This window comes from Sporosarcina sp. FSL K6-1540 (assembly GCF_038620285.1).
Taxonomy (GTDB): Bacteria; Bacillota; Bacilli; order Bacillales_A; family Planococcaceae; genus Sporosarcina; species Sporosarcina psychrophila.
Genome location: NZ_CP152018.1, coordinates 1316907 through 1335248 on the forward strand (window position 1 = coordinate 1316907; position 18342 = coordinate 1335248).

General features: G+C 41.0%; 19 protein-coding genes. 4 read left to right on the plus strand and 15 right to left on the minus strand.

All coding sequences use genetic code 11. The features are described 5' to 3' along the window. The first annotated feature begins 8 nt into the window (after nt 1–8). Genes MKY15_RS05800 through MKY15_RS05810 form a run of 3 tightly spaced genes read left to right on the plus strand, consistent with a single transcriptional unit; the run spans nt 9 to nt 3380 of the window. Complete coding sequence (locus MKY15_RS05800) at nt 9–1142, plus strand: DUF4350 domain-containing protein (RefSeq protein WP_342539245.1); 1134 nt, start codon at nt 9–11, stop codon at nt 1140–1142. Further along, nucleotides 1139–2068: a MoxR family ATPase gene (locus MKY15_RS05805; protein WP_187046115.1), complete on the plus strand. Its 930-nt coding sequence runs from the start codon at nt 1139–1141 to the stop codon at nt 2066–2068. Before MKY15_RS05800 ends, MKY15_RS05805 begins: the two co-directional genes overlap by 4 nt. Then, on the plus strand, nt 2019–3380 hold the full coding sequence (locus tag MKY15_RS05810) for a DUF58 domain-containing protein (RefSeq protein WP_342539246.1): 1362 nt from the start codon (nt 2019–2021) through the stop codon (nt 3378–3380). The genes MKY15_RS05805 and MKY15_RS05810 overlap by 50 nt, the downstream gene beginning before the upstream one ends. Here the strand turns inward: MKY15_RS05810 and MKY15_RS05815 are convergent. Beyond that, a complete protein-coding gene (locus MKY15_RS05815) occupies nt 3373–4338 on the minus strand; it encodes a stage II sporulation protein M (protein WP_342539247.1) in 966 nt (321 codons plus the stop codon). The genes MKY15_RS05810 and MKY15_RS05815 overlap by 8 nt on opposite strands. A 246-nt stretch (nt 4339–4584) precedes the next feature. Between MKY15_RS05815 and MKY15_RS05820 the strand changes: the two genes are divergently transcribed. After that, nucleotides 4585–5388, plus strand: a complete 804-nt coding sequence (locus MKY15_RS05820) for an RDD family protein (protein ID WP_067213522.1) — start codon at nt 4585–4587, stop codon at nt 5386–5388. Nucleotides 5389–5524: 136 nt separating this feature from the next. Here the strand turns inward: MKY15_RS05820 and MKY15_RS05825 are convergent, their stop codons facing one another. The 14 genes from MKY15_RS05825 to eutH form a co-directional block, all read right to left on the minus strand. Next, nucleotides 5525–6508, minus strand: a complete 984-nt coding sequence (locus tag MKY15_RS05825; protein WP_342539248.1) for a nuclease-related domain-containing protein — start codon at nt 6506–6508, stop codon at nt 5525–5527. Between the two features lie 330 nt (nt 6509–6838). Further along, nucleotides 6839–7780 (minus strand): malate dehydrogenase, encoded by a 942-nt coding sequence (gene mdh, locus MKY15_RS05830; protein WP_338654782.1) that lies wholly within the window; start codon nt 7778–7780, stop codon nt 6839–6841. Nucleotides 7781–7803: 23 nt separating this feature from the next. Then, complete coding sequence (locus tag MKY15_RS05835; protein ID WP_067213526.1) at nt 7804–8166, minus strand: BMC domain-containing protein; 363 nt, start codon at nt 8164–8166, stop codon at nt 7804–7806. Continuing rightward, nucleotides 8141–8443 (minus strand): EutN/CcmL family microcompartment protein, encoded by a 303-nt coding sequence (locus MKY15_RS05840; RefSeq protein ID WP_067213527.1) that lies wholly within the window; start codon nt 8441–8443, stop codon nt 8141–8143. The genes MKY15_RS05835 and MKY15_RS05840 overlap by 26 nt, the downstream gene beginning before the upstream one ends. Nucleotides 8444–8458: 15 nt before the next feature. Further along, the gene (locus MKY15_RS05845; RefSeq protein WP_338654779.1) at nt 8459–9331 is read right to left on the minus strand and encodes a phosphate propanoyltransferase; all 873 of its coding nucleotides are present in this window, start codon (nt 9329–9331) and stop codon (nt 8459–8461) included. A 35-nt stretch (nt 9332–9366) separates the two neighbouring features. Continuing rightward, nucleotides 9367–9654 carry a BMC domain-containing protein gene (locus MKY15_RS05850; RefSeq protein ID WP_067213529.1) on the minus strand — a complete coding sequence of 96 codons (288 nt, stop codon included), beginning with the start codon at nt 9652–9654 and terminating at the stop codon, nt 9367–9369. A 127-nt stretch (nt 9655–9781) separates the two neighbouring features. Further along, on the minus strand, nt 9782–11290 hold the full coding sequence (locus MKY15_RS05855) for an acetaldehyde dehydrogenase (acetylating) (protein ID WP_342539249.1): 1509 nt from the start codon (nt 11288–11290) through the stop codon (nt 9782–9784). 16 nt (nt 11291–11306) lie between these two features. Next, nucleotides 11307–11954 carry an ethanolamine utilization microcompartment protein EutL gene (eutL, locus tag MKY15_RS05860; RefSeq protein ID WP_067213531.1) on the minus strand — a complete coding sequence of 216 codons (648 nt, stop codon included), beginning with the start codon at nt 11952–11954 and terminating at the stop codon, nt 11307–11309. A gap of 16 nt (nt 11955–11970) precedes the next feature. Beyond that, nucleotides 11971–12951: an ethanolamine ammonia-lyase subunit EutC gene (gene eutC / locus MKY15_RS05865; RefSeq protein ID WP_342539250.1), complete on the minus strand. Its 981-nt coding sequence runs from the start codon at nt 12949–12951 to the stop codon at nt 11971–11973. 12 nt (nt 12952–12963) lie between these two features. Beyond that, a complete protein-coding gene (locus tag MKY15_RS05870; RefSeq protein WP_067213533.1) occupies nt 12964–14328 on the minus strand; it encodes an ethanolamine ammonia-lyase subunit EutB in 1365 nt (454 codons plus the stop codon). Nucleotides 14329–14344: 16 nt separating this feature from the next. After that, entirely contained in the window at nt 14345–15793 is a 1449-nt protein-coding gene (locus tag MKY15_RS05875; protein WP_342539251.1) for an ethanolamine ammonia-lyase reactivating factor EutA, read from the minus strand. 146 nt (nt 15794–15939) lie between these two features. Next, complete coding sequence (locus tag MKY15_RS05880) at nt 15940–16461, minus strand: EutP/PduV family microcompartment system protein (protein ID WP_067213535.1); 522 nt, start codon at nt 16459–16461, stop codon at nt 15940–15942. A 16-nt stretch (nt 16462–16477) separates the two neighbouring features. Beyond that, a complete protein-coding gene (locus MKY15_RS05885) occupies nt 16478–16819 on the minus strand; it encodes a BMC domain-containing protein (protein WP_067213536.1) in 342 nt (113 codons plus the stop codon). A gap of 148 nt (nt 16820–16967) precedes the next feature. Then, nucleotides 16968–18218: an ethanolamine utilization protein EutH gene (eutH, locus tag MKY15_RS05890; RefSeq protein ID WP_067213537.1), complete on the minus strand. Its 1251-nt coding sequence runs from the start codon at nt 18216–18218 to the stop codon at nt 16968–16970. Nucleotides 18219–18342: the final 124 nt, after the last annotated feature.

The window sequence follows — 18342 nt, forward strand, 5'->3', positions numbered from 1 at the left end:
AAGATAGATTGCAGAACCCAATAGCGAATAAAAAAATATGGGTATGGCTAGTAATTCTTTTGACTGTGCTACTGTTTTCACGGTATATCTTAATCCAAGGACAACTAAAAGAGTATCCAATGTATGCTTCTGATTCTCCTTCTCCTACAGGTGTGAAGGCATTTTATACATACGCACTGAATCATCAGGATGTTGTCAAAAGATGGTCCGATTCTCCAAGCCAATTACCAAACAAGCCAGCAAATCAACTACTCATTATGATCGAACCATACTTTACACCGAACAGTGCAGAACTGGACAGCTACAACCGCTTTATGGAAGCAGGAAATACAATCCTGTTATTCAAAGAAAATCCGAAAGGGATGTTTGGACTAGAAACAGAAGTCGTGGAAACTGACGCAGTAAATCTGTTTGACCCAGCAGGCGCTAGTTATCGTACTAAAACTGACGTGACTAGCCAAGTGAGGCTTCTAGAAAATGCTCAAGACGAAATCTTACTATCTGATGATGCAGGCACAATTGCGTTAAAGCGAGTAGTTGGTGAGGGTCAATTGATTGTAACTAATTCTCCGAAATGGATTATGAACGGAGAAATAGTAACGGATGATCATCTTGCACTCATTTTAGCACTTCTAAAAGACGTGGATAGCAAAGTCATTTTATTTGATGAATACATCCATGATGTGAAAAATGCCACAACCATTTTGAACATCTATCCACGCTGGTTTTTGTTATTAATGATTCAAGGTGCCCTTTTGACAATTCTTTGGCTGTGGCACCATGGAAAGCGATTCGGACCTGTTTTCATTTCGAGAAAAGAAACAGTTCGCTTCAGTGATGAAGGGATTAAAGCTTTAGCTGCCTGGTATATTAGAGGGCATCGTTATCATGATTCGTTAGTTATTCAAGCTAATTATGTCATGACTTTGCTACAAGAACATTGGAGAATTCCTTATCATCAGGAATGGAAGGATCTCACCGCACAATTCGAACGAAAGTGGCCACATTTGGAAAAAGGAGAGATTCACTCCCTATTAAGTGGTTTGGCAGATATGTTAGAAAAGAGCACAGTGAGCAAGCAGGAATACTTGTTATGGTCTAAAAGACTAGAGAAGATCAGGAAAGAGGTTGAAAAAGGATGAGAGCACAAGTTTTAACCTTATTAGAAAAATATGAAGAACGTATTTTAGGTCAAAGCACTAACCTCAAGCTCCTATTATCTGCAATTTTATCAGGAGGACATGTTCTACTCGAAGGAGTTCCGGGTACTGGAAAAACACAGATGGTTAGATCGCTCGCAGAACTTCTTGGCGGAAGTTTTCGCCGAATCCAGTTTACACCAGACTTACTTCCAAGTGATATTACCGGAAGTATGATCTACAACATGAAAGAAGGCACGTTTGAAACGCTTAAAGGACCTGTATTTACCAACATCCTTTTGGCAGATGAAATTAACCGAACGCCAGCAAAAACGCAAGCAGCACTTTTAGAAGCGATGGAAGAACAACAAGTTACCATTCAAGGAAACACGTATCCATTACCAGATGTGTTTTTTGTTGTGGCGACACAAAACCCGATTGAATTCGAAGGAACGTATCCCTTGCCTGAAGCTCAGCAAGATCGTTTCCTATTTAAGTTAAAAATTGATTTCCCTTCATTTGCAGAAGAAAAAAATGTACTTAAACAAGTGATTGAAAAAACTTTTGATACAAGCCTGGTTACTCCCGTACTAGATATGGAGGCTTTCTTGACAATTAGAGAAGAAATTCAGCGTGTGACGATTGAGGATGGCGTGCTAGATTACATTATGCAGATTGTCAGAAAGACCCGGGAAACAGATTCAATCCGCTTTGGTGCGAGTACAAGAGCAGCGATTTCGATTGGTAAGGCATGCCAAGCATGGGCCTACTTAGCGGGTCGAGACTATGTGACGCCAGATGATATTAAAATAGTAGCGAAACCTTCATTAAGGCATCGGATTCAATTAGCGCCACATGTAGAAATGGAGGGAGCGGCCGTTGACCAAATCATTGAAGAACTTGTGGGCTCGGTTCCTGTTCCAAGGTAGAGGAATTTTACCGACGAAACGATTACTCAGTGCTTACCTAATCTTTTCGTTGCTTGTCATTTTACTTGGAAGCCTACTCGATATTACTTGGTCCTTGATCATTACCTTGAACGTCGGTGTTATTTTAGTAAGTTTACTGGATTTAATTTATTCACCTAAGAAAAGTCAACTGAGCTTTCGGCGTACAATCACTAAAGAACTAGAGCGTAATCTCAGCTATACAGTAGAGATTGAAGTAAGTAATACTTCCGAATTTGATCTTCGCTTTTTCCTAGTGGATGATATTCCCCAGTCATTTGAGCGACCTTTTCCGCTCCGTGGGGAGGCTCCGAGGGTATCCGCAAGTATTGTTACATACGAAACAAATGCACCCGTTAGAGGTAAGTACGACATTGAGCGGCTGTACTTTCGTTATACAAGTCGTTTTGGGTTATGGGCAAAGCAACAGACGATTGAATTAGTCGATTCTGTAAAAGTGATTCCCGATTTAACAGAGACGAAACACTATTTAGGGAACGCTCAGCGTTTTTTATTATATGATGGCTCGAAAATTCGTAAGCAACAACGCGGTGTAGGAGATTTCGCACAGATTAGAAACTATGCTGTAGGTGATGATCCACGGATGATCAACTGGCGGCAAACTGCAAAGCTTCAAGAAGTGATGACTAATGAATATGAACCTGAGCATGGAAAGTATGTAACCATTTTAATTGATTGCGGGCGAATGATGGGCTCGGAACTAGCGATAGGCAATCGCCTTGAGAAAGCGCTGGAAGCCGCATTAACAGTGACCGCGGCGGCTTTACAAAAAGGAGATTATGTCTCTATAGTAGCATTTTCAAAAGAAGTGAAAGTATTTATACCACCCGCAAAAGGCATGACACATTTACAGACAATCCTTCAGGCAGTCTACAACCTTAAAGTCGATACAGCAGAGTCAAATTATGCGGCTGTGCTCACTTATTTGGAATCGATGCAAAAGAAACGAAGCTTGCTACTCTTATTTAGTGATGTACGCACATTTCTTCATGAGGAAAGCGCGCTAGTATATTTACAGCGTCTTAGACAAAGACATGTGTTTTTGATGATCGGAATTGAAGATGTGGCGATATTGAAGAAAGCCAATGAGGTACCCGTAGACGTTCGAAGCGCGATGGAAAAAAGCATTGCCCAGCAGCAAGTTTTGATCAAGAAAAAAGAAAAATTAAAATGGGAAAAGCAAGGCCTACAAATGATTGAGGCCCGCGAGGACAAACTTGCAGTAGCTGCAGTTTCCCATTATATCGATATTATGAATCGTAATCTTATATAAGCTGTCTTTTTGCTAGTAATACCCTGCCAATCACTATATACAGAACTAAGCCAAACACGGTTATGCATGCAACACTATACTTCGCTGCCAAGGGAATCGCTGCTGGGGTGATGAAACCTTCGATCAATCCAGCAATTACAAATAAAGGAATTGTCCCTATCAAAAGTTGGACAGAACGTTGTGCCTGTTTCTTTAACTGATAGCCTCTGGAAAATTGTCCTGGAACAAAGAGCTTATAGCCCATTAACAGACCGGCACCACCTGCGATAAAAATAGCTGTAAGCTCAATCATTCCATGGGGAACGATGTATGCCCAAAACTCATATGATTTCCCATAATGAAAGAACAAGCCAGCGAGGGCCCCCACTACAATTCCATTATAAATGAGTACATAGACTGTTAATAAACCAAATGTGACCCCGCCGGCAAATGCCAAGATCGCCACATTAATATTATTTGTCATGATACTGGCGGACATCACCGAAGAATTAACCTGACCATCTGCACTACCTAGTTGTTCAGGATTCACACCTTGAGCTATTTCTGCTGGTAAGATCCCATGCATCGTTTGCGGATCATTGACAACCGCGAAAAAGCTTCCTACCCCACCTAATGTAAACAACAGCATTGCAGCAACGATAAACTTCCGTTGTTCTAAAAATAGGCGAATAAATGTTGTGCTCAAAAAATGCCCAATTTGTTTCATACTCGATATTTGATCTTTATATAAGAGATTATGCGATTTCGAAACAAGTCCATTTAAGTAAAGTGTTACTTCGTCCTCGGGAAAATACGTTTGTGAATAGGATAGATTCTGGGTTGCCTTTTGATAGAACCGATAAAATTTATCAATCGTGGCACCCGTCATACCGGATTTCCTTTTATGCATGATTGATACTAGATCTTCAAGCTGATTCCAATCATCACGATGCAACTTTACAAATTGCTTTATATTCATCTAGTCACCTTCTTGTTTTTTATTGATTGAAAGAGTTTCCAAAATACCTCTGTCTAGTTATGTTGAACTAATGATTCTATATAATCTCCAGCGTATGCGCCTCATAGGGGTAGCCGAGCGTTGTTGAGGGGATTCTTTATATCAACATATATAGTTAGTAACAAATGTATATAAATACAAGTATAGCAGATGAACTTGAACAACTTGTAATAAAATGAAAACTCCACCAGAAATGAGGAAATCATTGTGAAACAAGAGCAAGTAGGAATTAAAACGCCGGAATTCGTATCTCTTCAATTTCAGCTTGCGGGTCTTGGTAGTAGAGCCACAGGGTTTATAATCGACCAACTTATTCTACTCGTCGTGAATGCGTTAATCATTATTTCTCTTATTATCCTTTTTACTGGCGAGATGGACCTATTGGCTTATGCAGGTACAGACTCCCTTCTATTAGGACTTACAATCGTTGGCCTCTTTATTATTAACTCAGGGTATTTTATCGCTCTCGAATACTTTTCAGGCGGGAGAACAATTGGAAAGCGAATCGTCGGGATTCGAGCCATTCAGGAAAATGGCCATAGTCTGACACTCTTATCTAGTTTTATTCGTAACTTTCTTCGGATTGTTGATAATTTACCGGCAGGTTACTTTCTGGGCATCATAATGATTTACTTCCATCCAACACATAAAAGAATTGGGGACCTTGTGGCAGGGACAATCGTCGTCCATGAGAGAAAAGCGAAACGAAAGAAGAAGCTTTCACCGATTGAAAAAGAAATCATAGAAAAAGGCCTAACGAAAGACGATTTCACCATTGATGAGTGGGCTTTACAATCACTCAGCCAGAAAGATTGGAACCTCATTAACACCTATAGTAATCGTCTTATGCAGTTGCCAACAAACGAAAGATCTGAACTTACCCTACAAATGGCCGGATTATTATTCCCTAAATTAGGATTAGAAATAGCAGGAAAAAGCCACCTTGATCTTGAAAACACTTTGCTTGTCTTATATTTGATCTTGAAAGAGGAATGGGCGTACGAATTGTGACCAGCTTCGCGGTTGATGTTAGGGTTATCACCGACGTGGGTGGGTTTATCACCGCCATGGGACACTTTATCACCGACTCAAACAAGTTTATCACCGTCATGGCCAAAATAACTCAAAATGAAAAAGCGCACTTGAATTAGGTGCGCTTTTCACATTTCAATCTGAGATTCATCGAGTAACTTCGATTTCGATTCGCCCCTTCCGTTTGTAAATCCATGCTGTTTAAAATCCGATTTGCTGTTTGTTGGCGATCAATGTGTAAAAATTCCCGGCAGTCTTTGTTTTTCATCGCCCCTCCGAATAAAAGAAACCAATCACGGATTGCTTTTTTATGGGCATCTGGACTTGTCCCATCACATGCTGTACAATGCCAACCTTTCATATATTTTTTCATTCCAAAAAGACCGCATGATGGGCATGCAACGCCTGTTATAATTTTGTTCTGAATATCAGGGTAGGTGAAGCTGATTGGGGGTGGAATAAATTCGCGATGGCTGGCAACAAGTTCATGCCCTAGCCTTTTGAAGCTTGCATCGTCCAACAGTGGGGTATCTGCGGAAAGACTGCGAATGTAAGTGGGAACTGCCTTTGGGAATAGGAATGGAATTTCCGTGTCAAATAGTTCAATACGTTGTGTTGAATAAGCCAAAACTATTGCACCGTAAATCGGTAAATAGACATCGCGTGCTTGAAACCAGTCCCGCAGTAGCTCACAATTACTCTGCACTTGGGTAATAGGGCTGTTGAAACCCTTCACTTCCCCGTTGTCCAGTGTACGGATTAATTGTGGTGGATTATTAATTACTTTAAGTTTTCCAGCCATGTTCTTTACTTCAAAAATTATTGCATACGACGGTGTGATGAATAATGTATCCATTTGAAAATGAGTACTCGATGTAAGAGATAAATCGTACAGGACTTGGTGTTTCATTGGAAAAGAATAGCTTTCAAATATCCTGTCTAGTTGCTGTTCTCCGCCGAACCCAGCTTTTACTGATGCGTATCTAGCCTTCAATAGAGGAAGAATTGTTCCTTGTTCCGGCGCTATACGCTCGATAGCCGCGTTTAACCCCTCAAGTAGCAATGGTTCCTTTCTTCGCTTACTAATGAATTTTCTCAACCTCCTCGCTAGTTTTTGACGTCTGCTTAAGGAAATCGTACCATATTCTGATCACAGAAACCATAATTAAAAAGAGTATTCAATTTATTATCTTTTTTTGACCAGCAAGTGGCATGCTATGCTCGCCTTCCCATTACTTGCACCTTCCCATCGCCTAGTTGAATTGCTGGTTTTATCACCGCCTTAAAGCATTTTATCACCGGCATGAACTTGGTTATCACCGCCTTGAAGCACTTTATCACCGACTCGAACGGATTTATCACCGCCTATCTCGATATCGTAATTTACAAGACACAAAAAAAGCATCCCGAATAACCGGAATGCCCTTGCTTATTTATCACATATCTCAAGTACGGAACGAACTGATTCAACCGACTTGTCTAGCGCGGCCTTCTCTTCAATCGTTAACGGAAGCTCAATAATGCTCTCTATACCGTTCCCGCCAATCACAGCCGGGACACCTAAATATAAATCAGTATAGCCGTACTCTCCCTCTAGATAAGCAATTGACGGTAAAATCCTTTTCTTATCACGAATAATTGATTCGGCCATTTCGACAAGTGAAGCAGCTGGCGCATAGTATGCACTTCCGTTTCCAAGTAAGGAAACAATTTCACCGCCGCCTTTTCTCGTTCGCTCTACGATTTGATCCATGCGATCTTGAGGAATGATTTTCTCAAGGGGTATCCCACCTGCGTAGGAATACCTAACAAGAGGAACCATATCATCCCCGTGCCCCCCTAAAACAAACCCGGAAATATCCTCCACTGAAATATTCAACTCTTCAGCGACAAATGTATTAAAGCGGGCTGTATCAAGTACACCCGATTGACCAATGACTCTATTTTTAGGGAACCCCGTCGTTTTATAACAGACATATGTCATTGCATCTACAGGATTACTTAAAATTAAAATAGTGCTTTCGGGTGCATATTTTTTCACTTGCTCCGATACAGCACGCATAATTTTTGCATTCGTATTGACAAGATCATCTCTACTCATACCAGGTTTTCTTGCAATACCTGCAGTAATGATGACCATATCCGCGTCTTGAATATGCTCGTAATTGGAAGTCCCCATTACTTTTGCATTGAAACCTTGAACAGGACCTGTTTGTAGTATATCAAGCGCTTTCCCTTTTACAGGGTTTTCTTGTTCAGGGATATCGAGCAATACAATATCACCCAACTCTTTTTGCGCTAGCATTAAAGCTACTGTGGCACCGGTATAACCCGCACCAATTACGGCGATTTTATTTCTCCGAAAAGCCAAATATGCTCACCCTTCCATAACCATTAACTATCAGTCTTTTTTGTTACCTGCTCTTTAGTAGTAGGTGCAGGTGTAAGTTTCACTTGTTTTTTCTGTTGTTCAAACTCATTATAGTCAAGGGGTTTAACCATTTTATAAACAGATTCGTCTGGACGCGGAATAACGTGAGCTCCTAAAAGTTCACCTACACGCTTCGCAGCTTCACGGCCGGCGTCGACAGCTGCTTGCACAGCGCCAACATCACCTTGAACAATAACCGTCACGATTCCTCCGTCAATAAATTCTTGTTTTATCAATCTAACGTTAGCCGCTTTAATCATTGCATCTGCCGCTTCCATGGAACCGACTAATCCTTTTGTTTCAATCATTCCGATTGCTTGACTCATCGATTTCACCTCTCTTCACTTCTGTTGAATCGATTATTCCAATCACAACCGCATCAATTGGAATGGGGTTATCTTTATCTATAAAACGCGATGAACCGCCACTTGTTACAATGACTTGATCACCAATTCCGGCGCCAAGTCGATCTGCGGCTACAAAATGTGTTCTCACCGGGTTACCATACGCATCTTCAGGTTGGATGATCAGTAATTTCACACCTTGTAATCCTTCTTCTTTGCGTGTTGCCCAAACGTTTCCAATCACTTTTCCTAAACGCATGACTATCACCTTTTTCTATTTTCTAACGGAAATAGATTTACCTAAATCTCTTGCTGTATCACGCGCAAGTGCTGTGACGATTGTTCCTTTTTCAACGATAATCTCAGTTGCCGTAATTTCTCTGACATCATCATTTGACAGCAATTTCTTTTTAAAATCATGCTGGTTTTTAACAATAATCTCTGACGTTTTATTGTCGACAAGTACGCTTGAACGAACTTCGCCAGAGCGAATAACATGCCCAACCGTTCCCTGCGTGATTAAACCCGCATTTGCCTCATCTGTATCGATATGCATTTCTAAACGATACCGCTCAGAAACTCTAATCTTCACGTTACGATAAGCAATCGGTCGTATTCCAGCTACTTCTACCGTTACATACTCGCCATTTTGTACGCCCAATTGCATTGCGTCCTCGGGCTGCATATGAATATGAGCTTGGGCAATGATTAACCCTTCATCGAGATATAGACTTGCTTTTGTCCCGATTAACGTAAATGCTCCTGAACCTGCAATATTACCTGATTCACGAAGTGGCGGCTTAACGCCAAGCTTCATAGCATCTGTCCAGCTGACTTCTGCTTGCGTCAACGAGCGCGCAGGGCCAAGTACACGAACACGTTCAATGCTCCCTCTTGGACCTGCAATGACTACTGTCTCATTCGCTGCAAATTGATTTGGTTGGGATAAATCAGCTTTCTTCGTTAATTCATACCCTTTACCAAATAGTATCTCAACATGTTCTTGCGACAAATGGACGTGACGAGCAGAAACAGCGATTGGTATTGTATTTGGAGGAAGTACAGGTGCTTGTTTTGGTTCAATTTCTGCTTTTGTTAATTGGCCAAGTACTTCCCCCACAATTTTTTCAATCAATTGCTGATCCATGTCGTTACCGCCTTCCTGTTAAAAACATGCGAGTATTAGTTATCTGATTTAGGTAATAGCATTTCAAGCTCATCATGCGGTCTTGGAATTACATGAACAGATAGCAATTCGCCTACACGTTGTGCCGCTGCAGCTCCTGCATCTGTCGCCGCTTTAACTGCACCTACATCTCCACGTACTAAAACAGTTACAATTCCGCCACCTACGTGTACTTTACCAACTAGATGTACGCTTGCTGCTTTCACCATTGCGTCTGCTGCTTCGATTGCACCGATTAATCCTTTTGTTTCTACCATTCCTAATGCTGTACCTTCTCTATTCATGTCTGTTTCCTCCTAGTAATTTTTAGTTTGGTATGTTGAAATGAAGCATTTCATTGAATCCGCTGCGGCGCTTGGGGATGCCACTTTTAAGGCGCCTTCGCTAGTTTGCAGAGGTATTGAAGTATTCTTATTTAGATAATTGTTTCACGATTTCGTTGACTAAGTCTTTCACCATTTCAGGATTGACATTGTCACTTGAACTCATAGATTTCAATACTTGTGAGACTACTTGTTCTGTTACGTCTTCACTTGAAACAGCTGTATTTTTCGGAAGCTGTACTTCTTTAATGCCATAAGCCATTCGTTTAATGTTCAACAAATGCTTAGCTGTTACATTGTCGGATGTAATATTCCCCCCGAATGTCCCACAACCTAATGTCATCGAAGGCATTAAACCTGTTGTGCCCCCAACCGCTCCAACGGATGACATAGTGTTTACTAAAATACGTGAGACAGGCATATCCATCGCAAATTCACGTGCGATAGCGTCTGTTTCTGTATGAATGGACAGCGAATGCCCACGGCCGCCTAGGTTTAATAATGATAAACAAAGTTCTTTTGCATGATTCAGATCAGATGCTACATACATTGCGAAAACAGGGGATAACTTTTCAAGTGAGAAAGGAATTTCTTTTCCTACTTTTGTTTCCATCCCAACGATGACACGTGTCCCTTCGGGTAGTGTAATGCCTGCCAATTTCGCAATGACTTGTGGGCTTTTCCCAACAATTTTAGGATTCACTTTTCCCGGAATAGGTGAAACTACTTTTTCCATGATGAGCTTTTCTTCATCTGATAAAATATACGCACCGTTTTTCTTTAATTCGCGGTTAACTAGCTCTAAAATGTTGCGGTCTACCACTATCGCTTGCTCTGTTGCACAGATTGTTCCATAGTCGAAAGATTTACTGTCGATGATATCTTTAACAGCTTTCTCGATTTTGGCAGAACGTTCAATATAAACGGGAACATTTCCGGGACCGACTCCATATGCAGGTTTCCCTGAACTGTATGCCGCTTTTACCAATGCACTGCCACCCGTTGCAAGAATTAAGTTCACATCGGGATGCTTCATCAATTGTTGTGTTGCATCCATCGAAGCCATCGTTAAGCACTGGATCAACCCTTTTGGTGCTCCCGCCGCCACAGCCGCTTCGTCACAAACCTTTAACGCTTCGTTCGTACATTGAATTGCATAGGGATGGGGGCTTACGACAATTGAGTTTCTCGTTTTCAAAGCAATTAATGTTTTAAAAAACGCGGTTGACGTTGGATTTGTTGTTGGAATGATTGCTGCCACCACTCCAAAAGGAGCAGCTATCTCAACAACCTTTTTAACTTTATCCTCACCGACTACACCGACTGTTTTTAAATCTTTAATACTTTCGTAAACATCTCTTGAACCAACTTCATTTTTAATGGTTTTATGAGCGGCTACACCCATTCCTGTTTCTTCTACTGCCATCTTACCTAGTCTCGCAGACTGTTCGTACGCCGCATCAGCAACCGCCTTAACGATACGATCCACTTGCTCTTGTGTAAAACTCATATAAGCTAATTGTGCTTCCTTAGCGATTTGCACTGCTGTACGCATTTCCTGGAGAGCTAATAAATCAGCATCTATTGCTATTACCACTGCACTCTCTCCTTTCCTAATATTCTAAAGGCCTCTTCGCCATATTCAAAATGGCTTCTCTAAACGCATCCGCCGCTGCTTGGCAAGAAGATTGACTGCCTGTTAGTAACCCTCCACCAAAGTTCGTTTCAGAAGGCGGAGCGAAAAATTCACACACACTAACGTCTGCCGCCTTTAACGCCGCATCCAGTCCTACAATTGCTTCGATTGGCGGAGCGATTAAGTAAGCAAGCGATTGGCCGGGTGAAATCCCAGCAACCTCTGCCAAATAACTTCCACAGCTTGAAATTGTATGCGCATATAACGCATGATTTTCATCATCATTGATGGCTTCAAAGTAAGCCGTATTTTCGATTGTGGTACGAATCGAATCAAGGCCGCTTTTCACTTCATCCGGAGATGAACCTGCTATGATGCCGATAAATTCTCCTGAAAGAGGACCCGATGCATGTGCCGATCCTGCGTAAAAACTTTTTGCATAGACCACTTCGACGTCCGAATCTTTCGTTGCCTGATCGGCAGCCGTATAACCCACGTCATCAATCGTTGTTGTAAATAACCCCAAACTCCGTTGGTAAGGCTTTAAATTAAACTTCGTAGCTAGCCCAGCATCTACATTAGGAATAACTTGCATAGACAACACTTCTGCATGAACTTTCTTCATGACATCTACACACCTCCTATCCTTCCTTCTTAACAAGTGAAACGCCACTTGCTTCATACTTCAATATCTTTTGGATAACAGTTCCAAGATACGCTCCTGCTTCCACCGGTGGAATTCCACCTTTGTGAATATTTGAAACGACCATGCGTTCCGCTTCAATCGTTCCAATGCGGGGTTTGTAACAAATATAGGCGCTTAATGATTCTGCCGAGACAAGTCCTGGACGCTCCCCAATTAAAATGATGACGACATCAGGCTGCAGGATTTCACCTATTTCATCCATTAAAGCAACTCTGCCTTTATCAACATAAATAGTGGTACCCATCTCAATATTTAAATTGTTTAACGACTGCTCCAATGATAAGTAGACATCTTCTAAATTCACTTCAAGTGCTTTGGCACTTAGTCCGTTAGAAGCAACAATTTGTACCCTTGGAGCGCGCTGGCATTTTTCCGTAACCATTTTTTTAGAGTCATCCGATAATCTTCTTCCTAAATCAGGTCGTCGGATATACTCTTCTTTGTCCAACACTTTTGAATGCAATTGGAGGAAGCCCAATCGTTCCAATATTTCTTGCGGAACTTCTCCGTAAACAGCGTCTACAGCTGCTGCATGGTCAAATCTGAATTGGAGCCAGGTAGCTGTTTTCGGTCTAGTACCTGCTCTTCCCACTACAATCCGTGCAGGTGTTTTCTTACGAAGATCAGCTAAGTACGCTTCCTTATTTGATTCCTCTATTACAGGCTTACTTTTGCTTGCTTGCAGATTTACGCTTTTCGGCTTTTTATCCTCTAGCGCCGTATCGAAGAATTTCACATTTCCATCAGGAGTTGCACGCACTGTTTCCTCTGTAAAATGATTTCCTACTAAAGTCTCTTGAAACAACATAACAGGCATCTGTTTGTTGTCATTATCACGATCATCTGTTTTCAAGTTACTTGTTTGGAGTTTTTCAACGACCATCTTCGTAATCTTTTCAATGAGTTGTTCATTCACAGATGTCATCTCCTAACGTGTAAATATAGTAGGGTCGCCTGCTCGAGCACTTAAGCGACCATTTTCATAAATCCCCATTTTTTCAAGCCATTTTAAGTATTCCGGCGCAGGTGTTTTACCAAACGTTTGTAAAAGCGTTGCTACATCGTGGAAGCTCATCGACTGGTAATTCAGCATTACATCGTCTCCCATAGGAGTAGCGATGATGAAGTTGACACCTGCAGCAGATAATAAGACACCTAAATCTTCAATGTCATTCTGATCTGCTTTAATATGGTTTGTGTAACAGATGTCCACACCCATTGGAATGCCGTGCATTTTACCCATGAAGTGATCTTCGAGACCAGCACGTATGACTTGTTTGTTGTTATACAAGTACTCAGGTCCTATAAAACCGACCACCGTATTTACGATGAACGGATCGAAGTGTCTTGCGAATCCGTAATTTCTAGATTCTAGCGTTAATTGATCAATTCCATGATGCGCTTCTGCCGATAGCTCTGACCCTTGACCCGTTTCAAAATACATAACTTGTGGGCCTGAACCCGTTCCCTGTTTCATAGCGAGATCTTTTGCTTCTGCAATCAGTTCTGCAGTAATACCAAATGAGCGATTTGCTACTTCGGTTCCTGCAATACTTTGGAAAATCATATCTGCGGGAGCACCTTGTTCAATTGCTTTCATCTGCGTATTTACATGAGCTAACACACAGTTTTGAGTAGGAATTTCCCATTCTTGCATGAAATCTTTTGTCGCATGCAATAGCCGTTTAACACTTTCAACGGAGTCGTCAACAGGGTTAATCCCAATTACTGCATCGCCAATTCCATATGACAATCCATCTTTCAGAGACGCAATCATTCCATCCACGTTGTCTGTCGGATGATTTGGCTGTAACCGAGATGAAATCGTTCCTTTTTGACCAATCGTAATATTACATGTTGTTAATATTTCAACTTTATTGGCCGCATGTACTAAATCAAGATTAGACATTAACTTCGCAACTGCAGCAATCATTTCGGAAGTTAAGCCCCTGCTAATACGTTTCAGTTCACGGTCGCCCACTTTATTACTTAAAATGTATTCCCGTAATTCAGCGACACTCCAATTTTTTAATTCTGCATAAATCCGTTCATTTATATCGCCTTCAATAATTCTGGAAACTTCGTCCGTTTCGATTGGTATTAAAGGATTGTTACGAATATCACTTAATAAGATTTCACTGAGGACTGTTTTTGCAGCAATTCGTTCTTGTACAGTTTCCGCTGCAACACCCGCCAGCCGATCTCCCGACTTTTCTTCATTTGCTTTTGCCATTACTTCTTTCAGATCGGCGAAATTATAACTTATGCCGCCTAAAGTTGTTTTTAATATCAAAAGTAGACACCCTCCTTCACGATGAGTGAAATGTTAATGTTTTGACGACGACAGGGACAACTCCGGATTCAAGTGCTCTTCCGATGTCCATATAATCACCATGTTCGACAGTAATTTGATCGATACATATAACGCTTTGCCTGACTTGCATAGCAATCAAAGTTTGACCTAACACTTTTGCATGATCAGTTTGTAAAATTAGAACAATCGGTTGATCGGGATCAGGTCGTTGTTCCATCACCTGAATAATGGCGGCCGCTAACTTTTGAATATCTCTAAAGCCCATATAAGGCAGTTCGGAAATGTATAATGCAAAGTTCTGTCCTTCTCTGGCCGCATCATATATATCGATTGCATTTTTAACGGCTATTTCAAAGTTTTCTAATCCAGTTTGGAGATTCTCACCAAACGCATAATTGTAAACTGGTATATTCTTAAGCGGTAATTCATCCGATGCCACCTGGATTGTTGCTCCGCTAATTTCTGTTGTTTGCGTGCCCGCTCCAAGAACTGTTGCCAGTACTGTTTCAACAGGCTCCAACCATGAATAGCTTTGCAATGCTTCATTCCTTTGAAGAGCTTTTGCCAACTGTACACCTATATCATCGTAATTCGATTTCTGCCCCTTATCCGGTTCATGATTATACATGCACTCAGAAATACCACCCGAAAAAACAAGCGTGTCAATCTTTTCGTGCCAGTTGGGATGATGTCCTAGCAAAAGCACTTCATCCTTTTCTTGGACATCATTTTTCAGTATTCTTCCCAACGACTCCGCCATGAAATCGGTTACAAATTTTATATTCCTTGATTCTGGATTATCGCCCACATGTAATAACACATTTTGCTCCGTTAAAAGCTTTTGTACAGGCGGAGAAATAGAATTTACTTTCCCCTCATGAAATTCTATGAGTCGCCCTCCAATATGCAATGTACATGTGCCAAGAAGTACCTTATCTTTGTAAACAGCAATGTTCGCCGTTCCTCCGCCTATATCGATATTGGCAATTACTTTTCCGCTACGACTAGAATAGTCATATGCTCCGGAACCTTTAGCAGCTATAATTCCTTCTAAATCCGGTCCTGCTGTAGCTACTAAGAAATCACCAACTTCACCTGACAAATAGTGAAGCATCTCGCTCGCATTTTGCTTTGTCGCCGTTTCACCGGTAATAATGACTGCACCGGTTGCAATTTGCGAAGCAACGATACCGGCCTTTGCATATTCTGAACGAACAATTTTTTCAATCTCCACAACATTTATCGTCGAAGGATTGGTTAAAGGTGTTCTGAAAATAGGACTCTTGTATAGAACTTCTTTATCTACAATTTCAATTTTGGGAACATGAGTGGTACCTGCTACATTCATCAATGAAAATCGGCTAATAATTAGCTTTGTTGTGCTCGTGCCAATGTCAATCCCCGCACTAATCATCGTCTCCGGTTCGCGATTGGAACCACCCATACTCACACCTCATTTAAGTGATATAAAAGCGCAAGGCGCCTGGACTCTAGACAAAAAATAAAAGCGCCTCTACAGACCCGAAGAAAACTCTCCGAGTAGTAAAGGCGCCTTTGCCGTGTTCATTAACTTTTAATAGTATTAATATATCAAACATTACGTGAAGTGTAAAGGTAGTCGTTGAATAAAAGCTTATCGTCCATAGCGGCGATTACGAAGTTTTTCATTGAATTCATATCATTTAACTTCACTAATTCTTTCAGGTACTCAATGCCAATTCCTTCAACTGATGAAGTAATGACAATGGGCCCACTCGAAACAACAGACTTTATCATGTCAATTGACCGCGCTATGTCTGCATTGGGATGATCACTTTTGGTAATCACTCCAATCGGCAATTTCGTAATCCCCATACTAAATCCAGGCGGAAAAATCATTTTCCCGTTTGTTGCATCCTGCAAGTAAAACACATGGGTTACTTCTAAAGCAGTAGCCATAATGCTTTTATAAAACATTGGATTCTCTGTATATTCACCAGGTGTATCTACAATCCAATCGTAATAGGTCAATGTCTGTGTTTTAAATGCCTCGACTGTTTTTCCTAATAACGCATTCGTTAACGTAGATTTTCCAGCGCCAATTGAACCAATAAGCATCGCCCTGTTTTTCATCTTCTCAAACACGTCCTTACGACTTTGTAATGAGTGCTGGCGTATATCCTAATCTCTCAGATAAAAATCGATTAATTTCACTCATAGCCATGTCGACTTCTGAAACACTACCAACAATAACAAGACTTCCCGTAAATCGATCTAAGAAACCAATCGATACATTCGCTGCTTTTGTTGCCAAATCACCCGCGATTATTACTGTTTCACTTGGTGTGCATGTCATAATTCCTAACGCACCTGCTTGCTGAATACCAAGTTTTTGAAACATATCAGGATTCGGATTAGCGATTAAATGACTTAATGTAATTTGCTTACCGGGTACAAATTCTTGGATAAACCTTTTTTTCTCTTCACTCACTTTATTTGCCCCTTTCTGCTGGATACATATCGAAAATATTTATACATGTGAAACTTAGCGTAGGCATCCCCTAAGCGCCGGAGCGAATTGGAAGGGAATCTTTATTTCAACTTATATAGTTAAAAGGTTAGTACAATCAGGCTTAATCTTACTTCTCGGCTTTTTCATCTTCTAAGTACTCGCCTGGAAGAATGGTTCCATCTGCACGGTCTTTCTCTTCAAGTTTCAGAGCTGTTGGAACAGATAACCAGTACGCTATCCCAATTGCACAGATACCGGCTGTTAATTTACCAATAATTACTGGCAAAATAATATTTGGTTGGAAGTTTGCCGTAAAGGACAAGTGATCTCCTAGCAAGAATGCTGCACAGACTGCAAATGCGATGTTAATGACCTTATCTTTCGGCCTCATGTATCTAACTAGCGAGAACATCGCCAAAATATTAGCCATTGTCGCTAAGATACCAGCACTCCCTGTGGAAGATAGTCCAATCCTACGTCCACCTGCTTCCAATGGTTTCGCTGCATATTTACGTAGTAAGTAAACCATTGGGAATGCCCCTGCTAACATGATACCAATATAACCAGCCGTTTCAAGTGCGCGGAATTGATCTGCTTCATCCGCCATAATTGGATCGAAGCCCCATGCACCAAAAATAGTTGTGAATAAACCCGTGAATATTTCAACGATCGAGAAGACTAACACTAGTTTGATAGCCGCATCCATTACACGTCCAAAAATCATAAAACCTGCAATCATGCCACGTGGGAAGAACTTCAACCCTGCCGCGATTAAAAGTACGAATATGAGTAACGGTAATAGGTTAATTAGTATTTGTCCATAACTGATGACAAATTCATACGTAGAATCGGATGTTGTGCTTATGACATCACGAATTTCAGTATTAAACAATACGACCAATACAGAAGCAATAAATGCACCGATCGGAATTGTTAGAACACCAGACATTACGCCAAGTGCCATGTATTTATGATCTCTTTTATCAAGCATTGCAAGTCCCATAGGTATCGAGAATACAATTGTTGCCCCCGCCATGTATCCTACAATTAATGCCATTACCCAGCCTTCATAGGATGTTTTCAATGCGTTTGCTAACTGATACCCGCCCATATCCGATGCTAAGATTGTCGTCGCGGCAATTGCCGGATCCGCCCCAATAGCATCAAAAATAGGTCCGATAAACTTACTGATAAACCATGTTAAATAAGGTATGGATGCCATGATACCAGCTGCCGGTACAAAGATATGACCAACCGCATGAAGACCAGACATAAATTCCTTACCAAGCCCATCTTCCGGGTTTTTAATTGCCGCAAACGCCCCCAAAACTGCACAAAACATAATAATATATACAATTACTGTGCCTATCATCGCCATTAATATTCCCCCTATTATGTAGTAATTTAATAAAAACGTTATCATTTTGTTCTTTGTTTAGTAGTCAATTAGCAATCACCTCCCCAAATAAATACAAAAAGGCCCTTAAAGAACAATCTCTTTA

Coding starts and splice junctions, on each gene's coding strand:
- MKY15_RS05805 (WP_187046115.1), top strand. CDS start 1,139: ATGAGAGCACAAGTTTTAACCTTATTAGAAAAATATGAAGAACGTATT.
- MKY15_RS05815 (WP_342539247.1), bottom strand. CDS start 4,338: ATGAATATAAAGCAATTTGTAAAGTTGCATCGTGATGATTGGAATCAG.
- MKY15_RS05835 (WP_067213526.1), bottom strand. CDS start 8,166: ATGAGTCAAGCAATCGGAATGATTGAAACAAAAGGATTAGTCGGTTCC.
- MKY15_RS05840 (WP_067213527.1), bottom strand. CDS start 8,443: ATGCGTTTAGGAAAAGTGATTGGAAACGTTTGGGCAACACGCAAAGAA.
- MKY15_RS05845 (WP_338654779.1), bottom strand. CDS start 9,331: ATGGATCAGCAATTGATTGAAAAAATTGTGGGGGAAGTACTTGGCCAA.
- MKY15_RS05850 (WP_067213529.1), bottom strand. CDS start 9,654: ATGAATAGAGAAGGTACAGCATTAGGAATGGTAGAAACAAAAGGATTA.
- eutL (WP_067213531.1), bottom strand. CDS start 11,954: ATGAAGAAAGTTCATGCAGAAGTGTTGTCTATGCAAGTTATTCCTAAT.
- MKY15_RS05875 (WP_342539251.1), bottom strand. CDS start 15,793: ATGGGTGGTTCCAATCGCGAACCGGAGACGATGATTAGTGCGGGGATT.
- MKY15_RS05880 (WP_067213535.1), bottom strand. CDS start 16,461: ATGAAAAACAGGGCGATGCTTATTGGTTCAATTGGCGCTGGAAAATCT.
- eutH (WP_067213537.1), bottom strand. CDS start 18,218: ATGGCGATGATAGGCACAGTAATTGTATATATTATTATGTTTTGTGCA.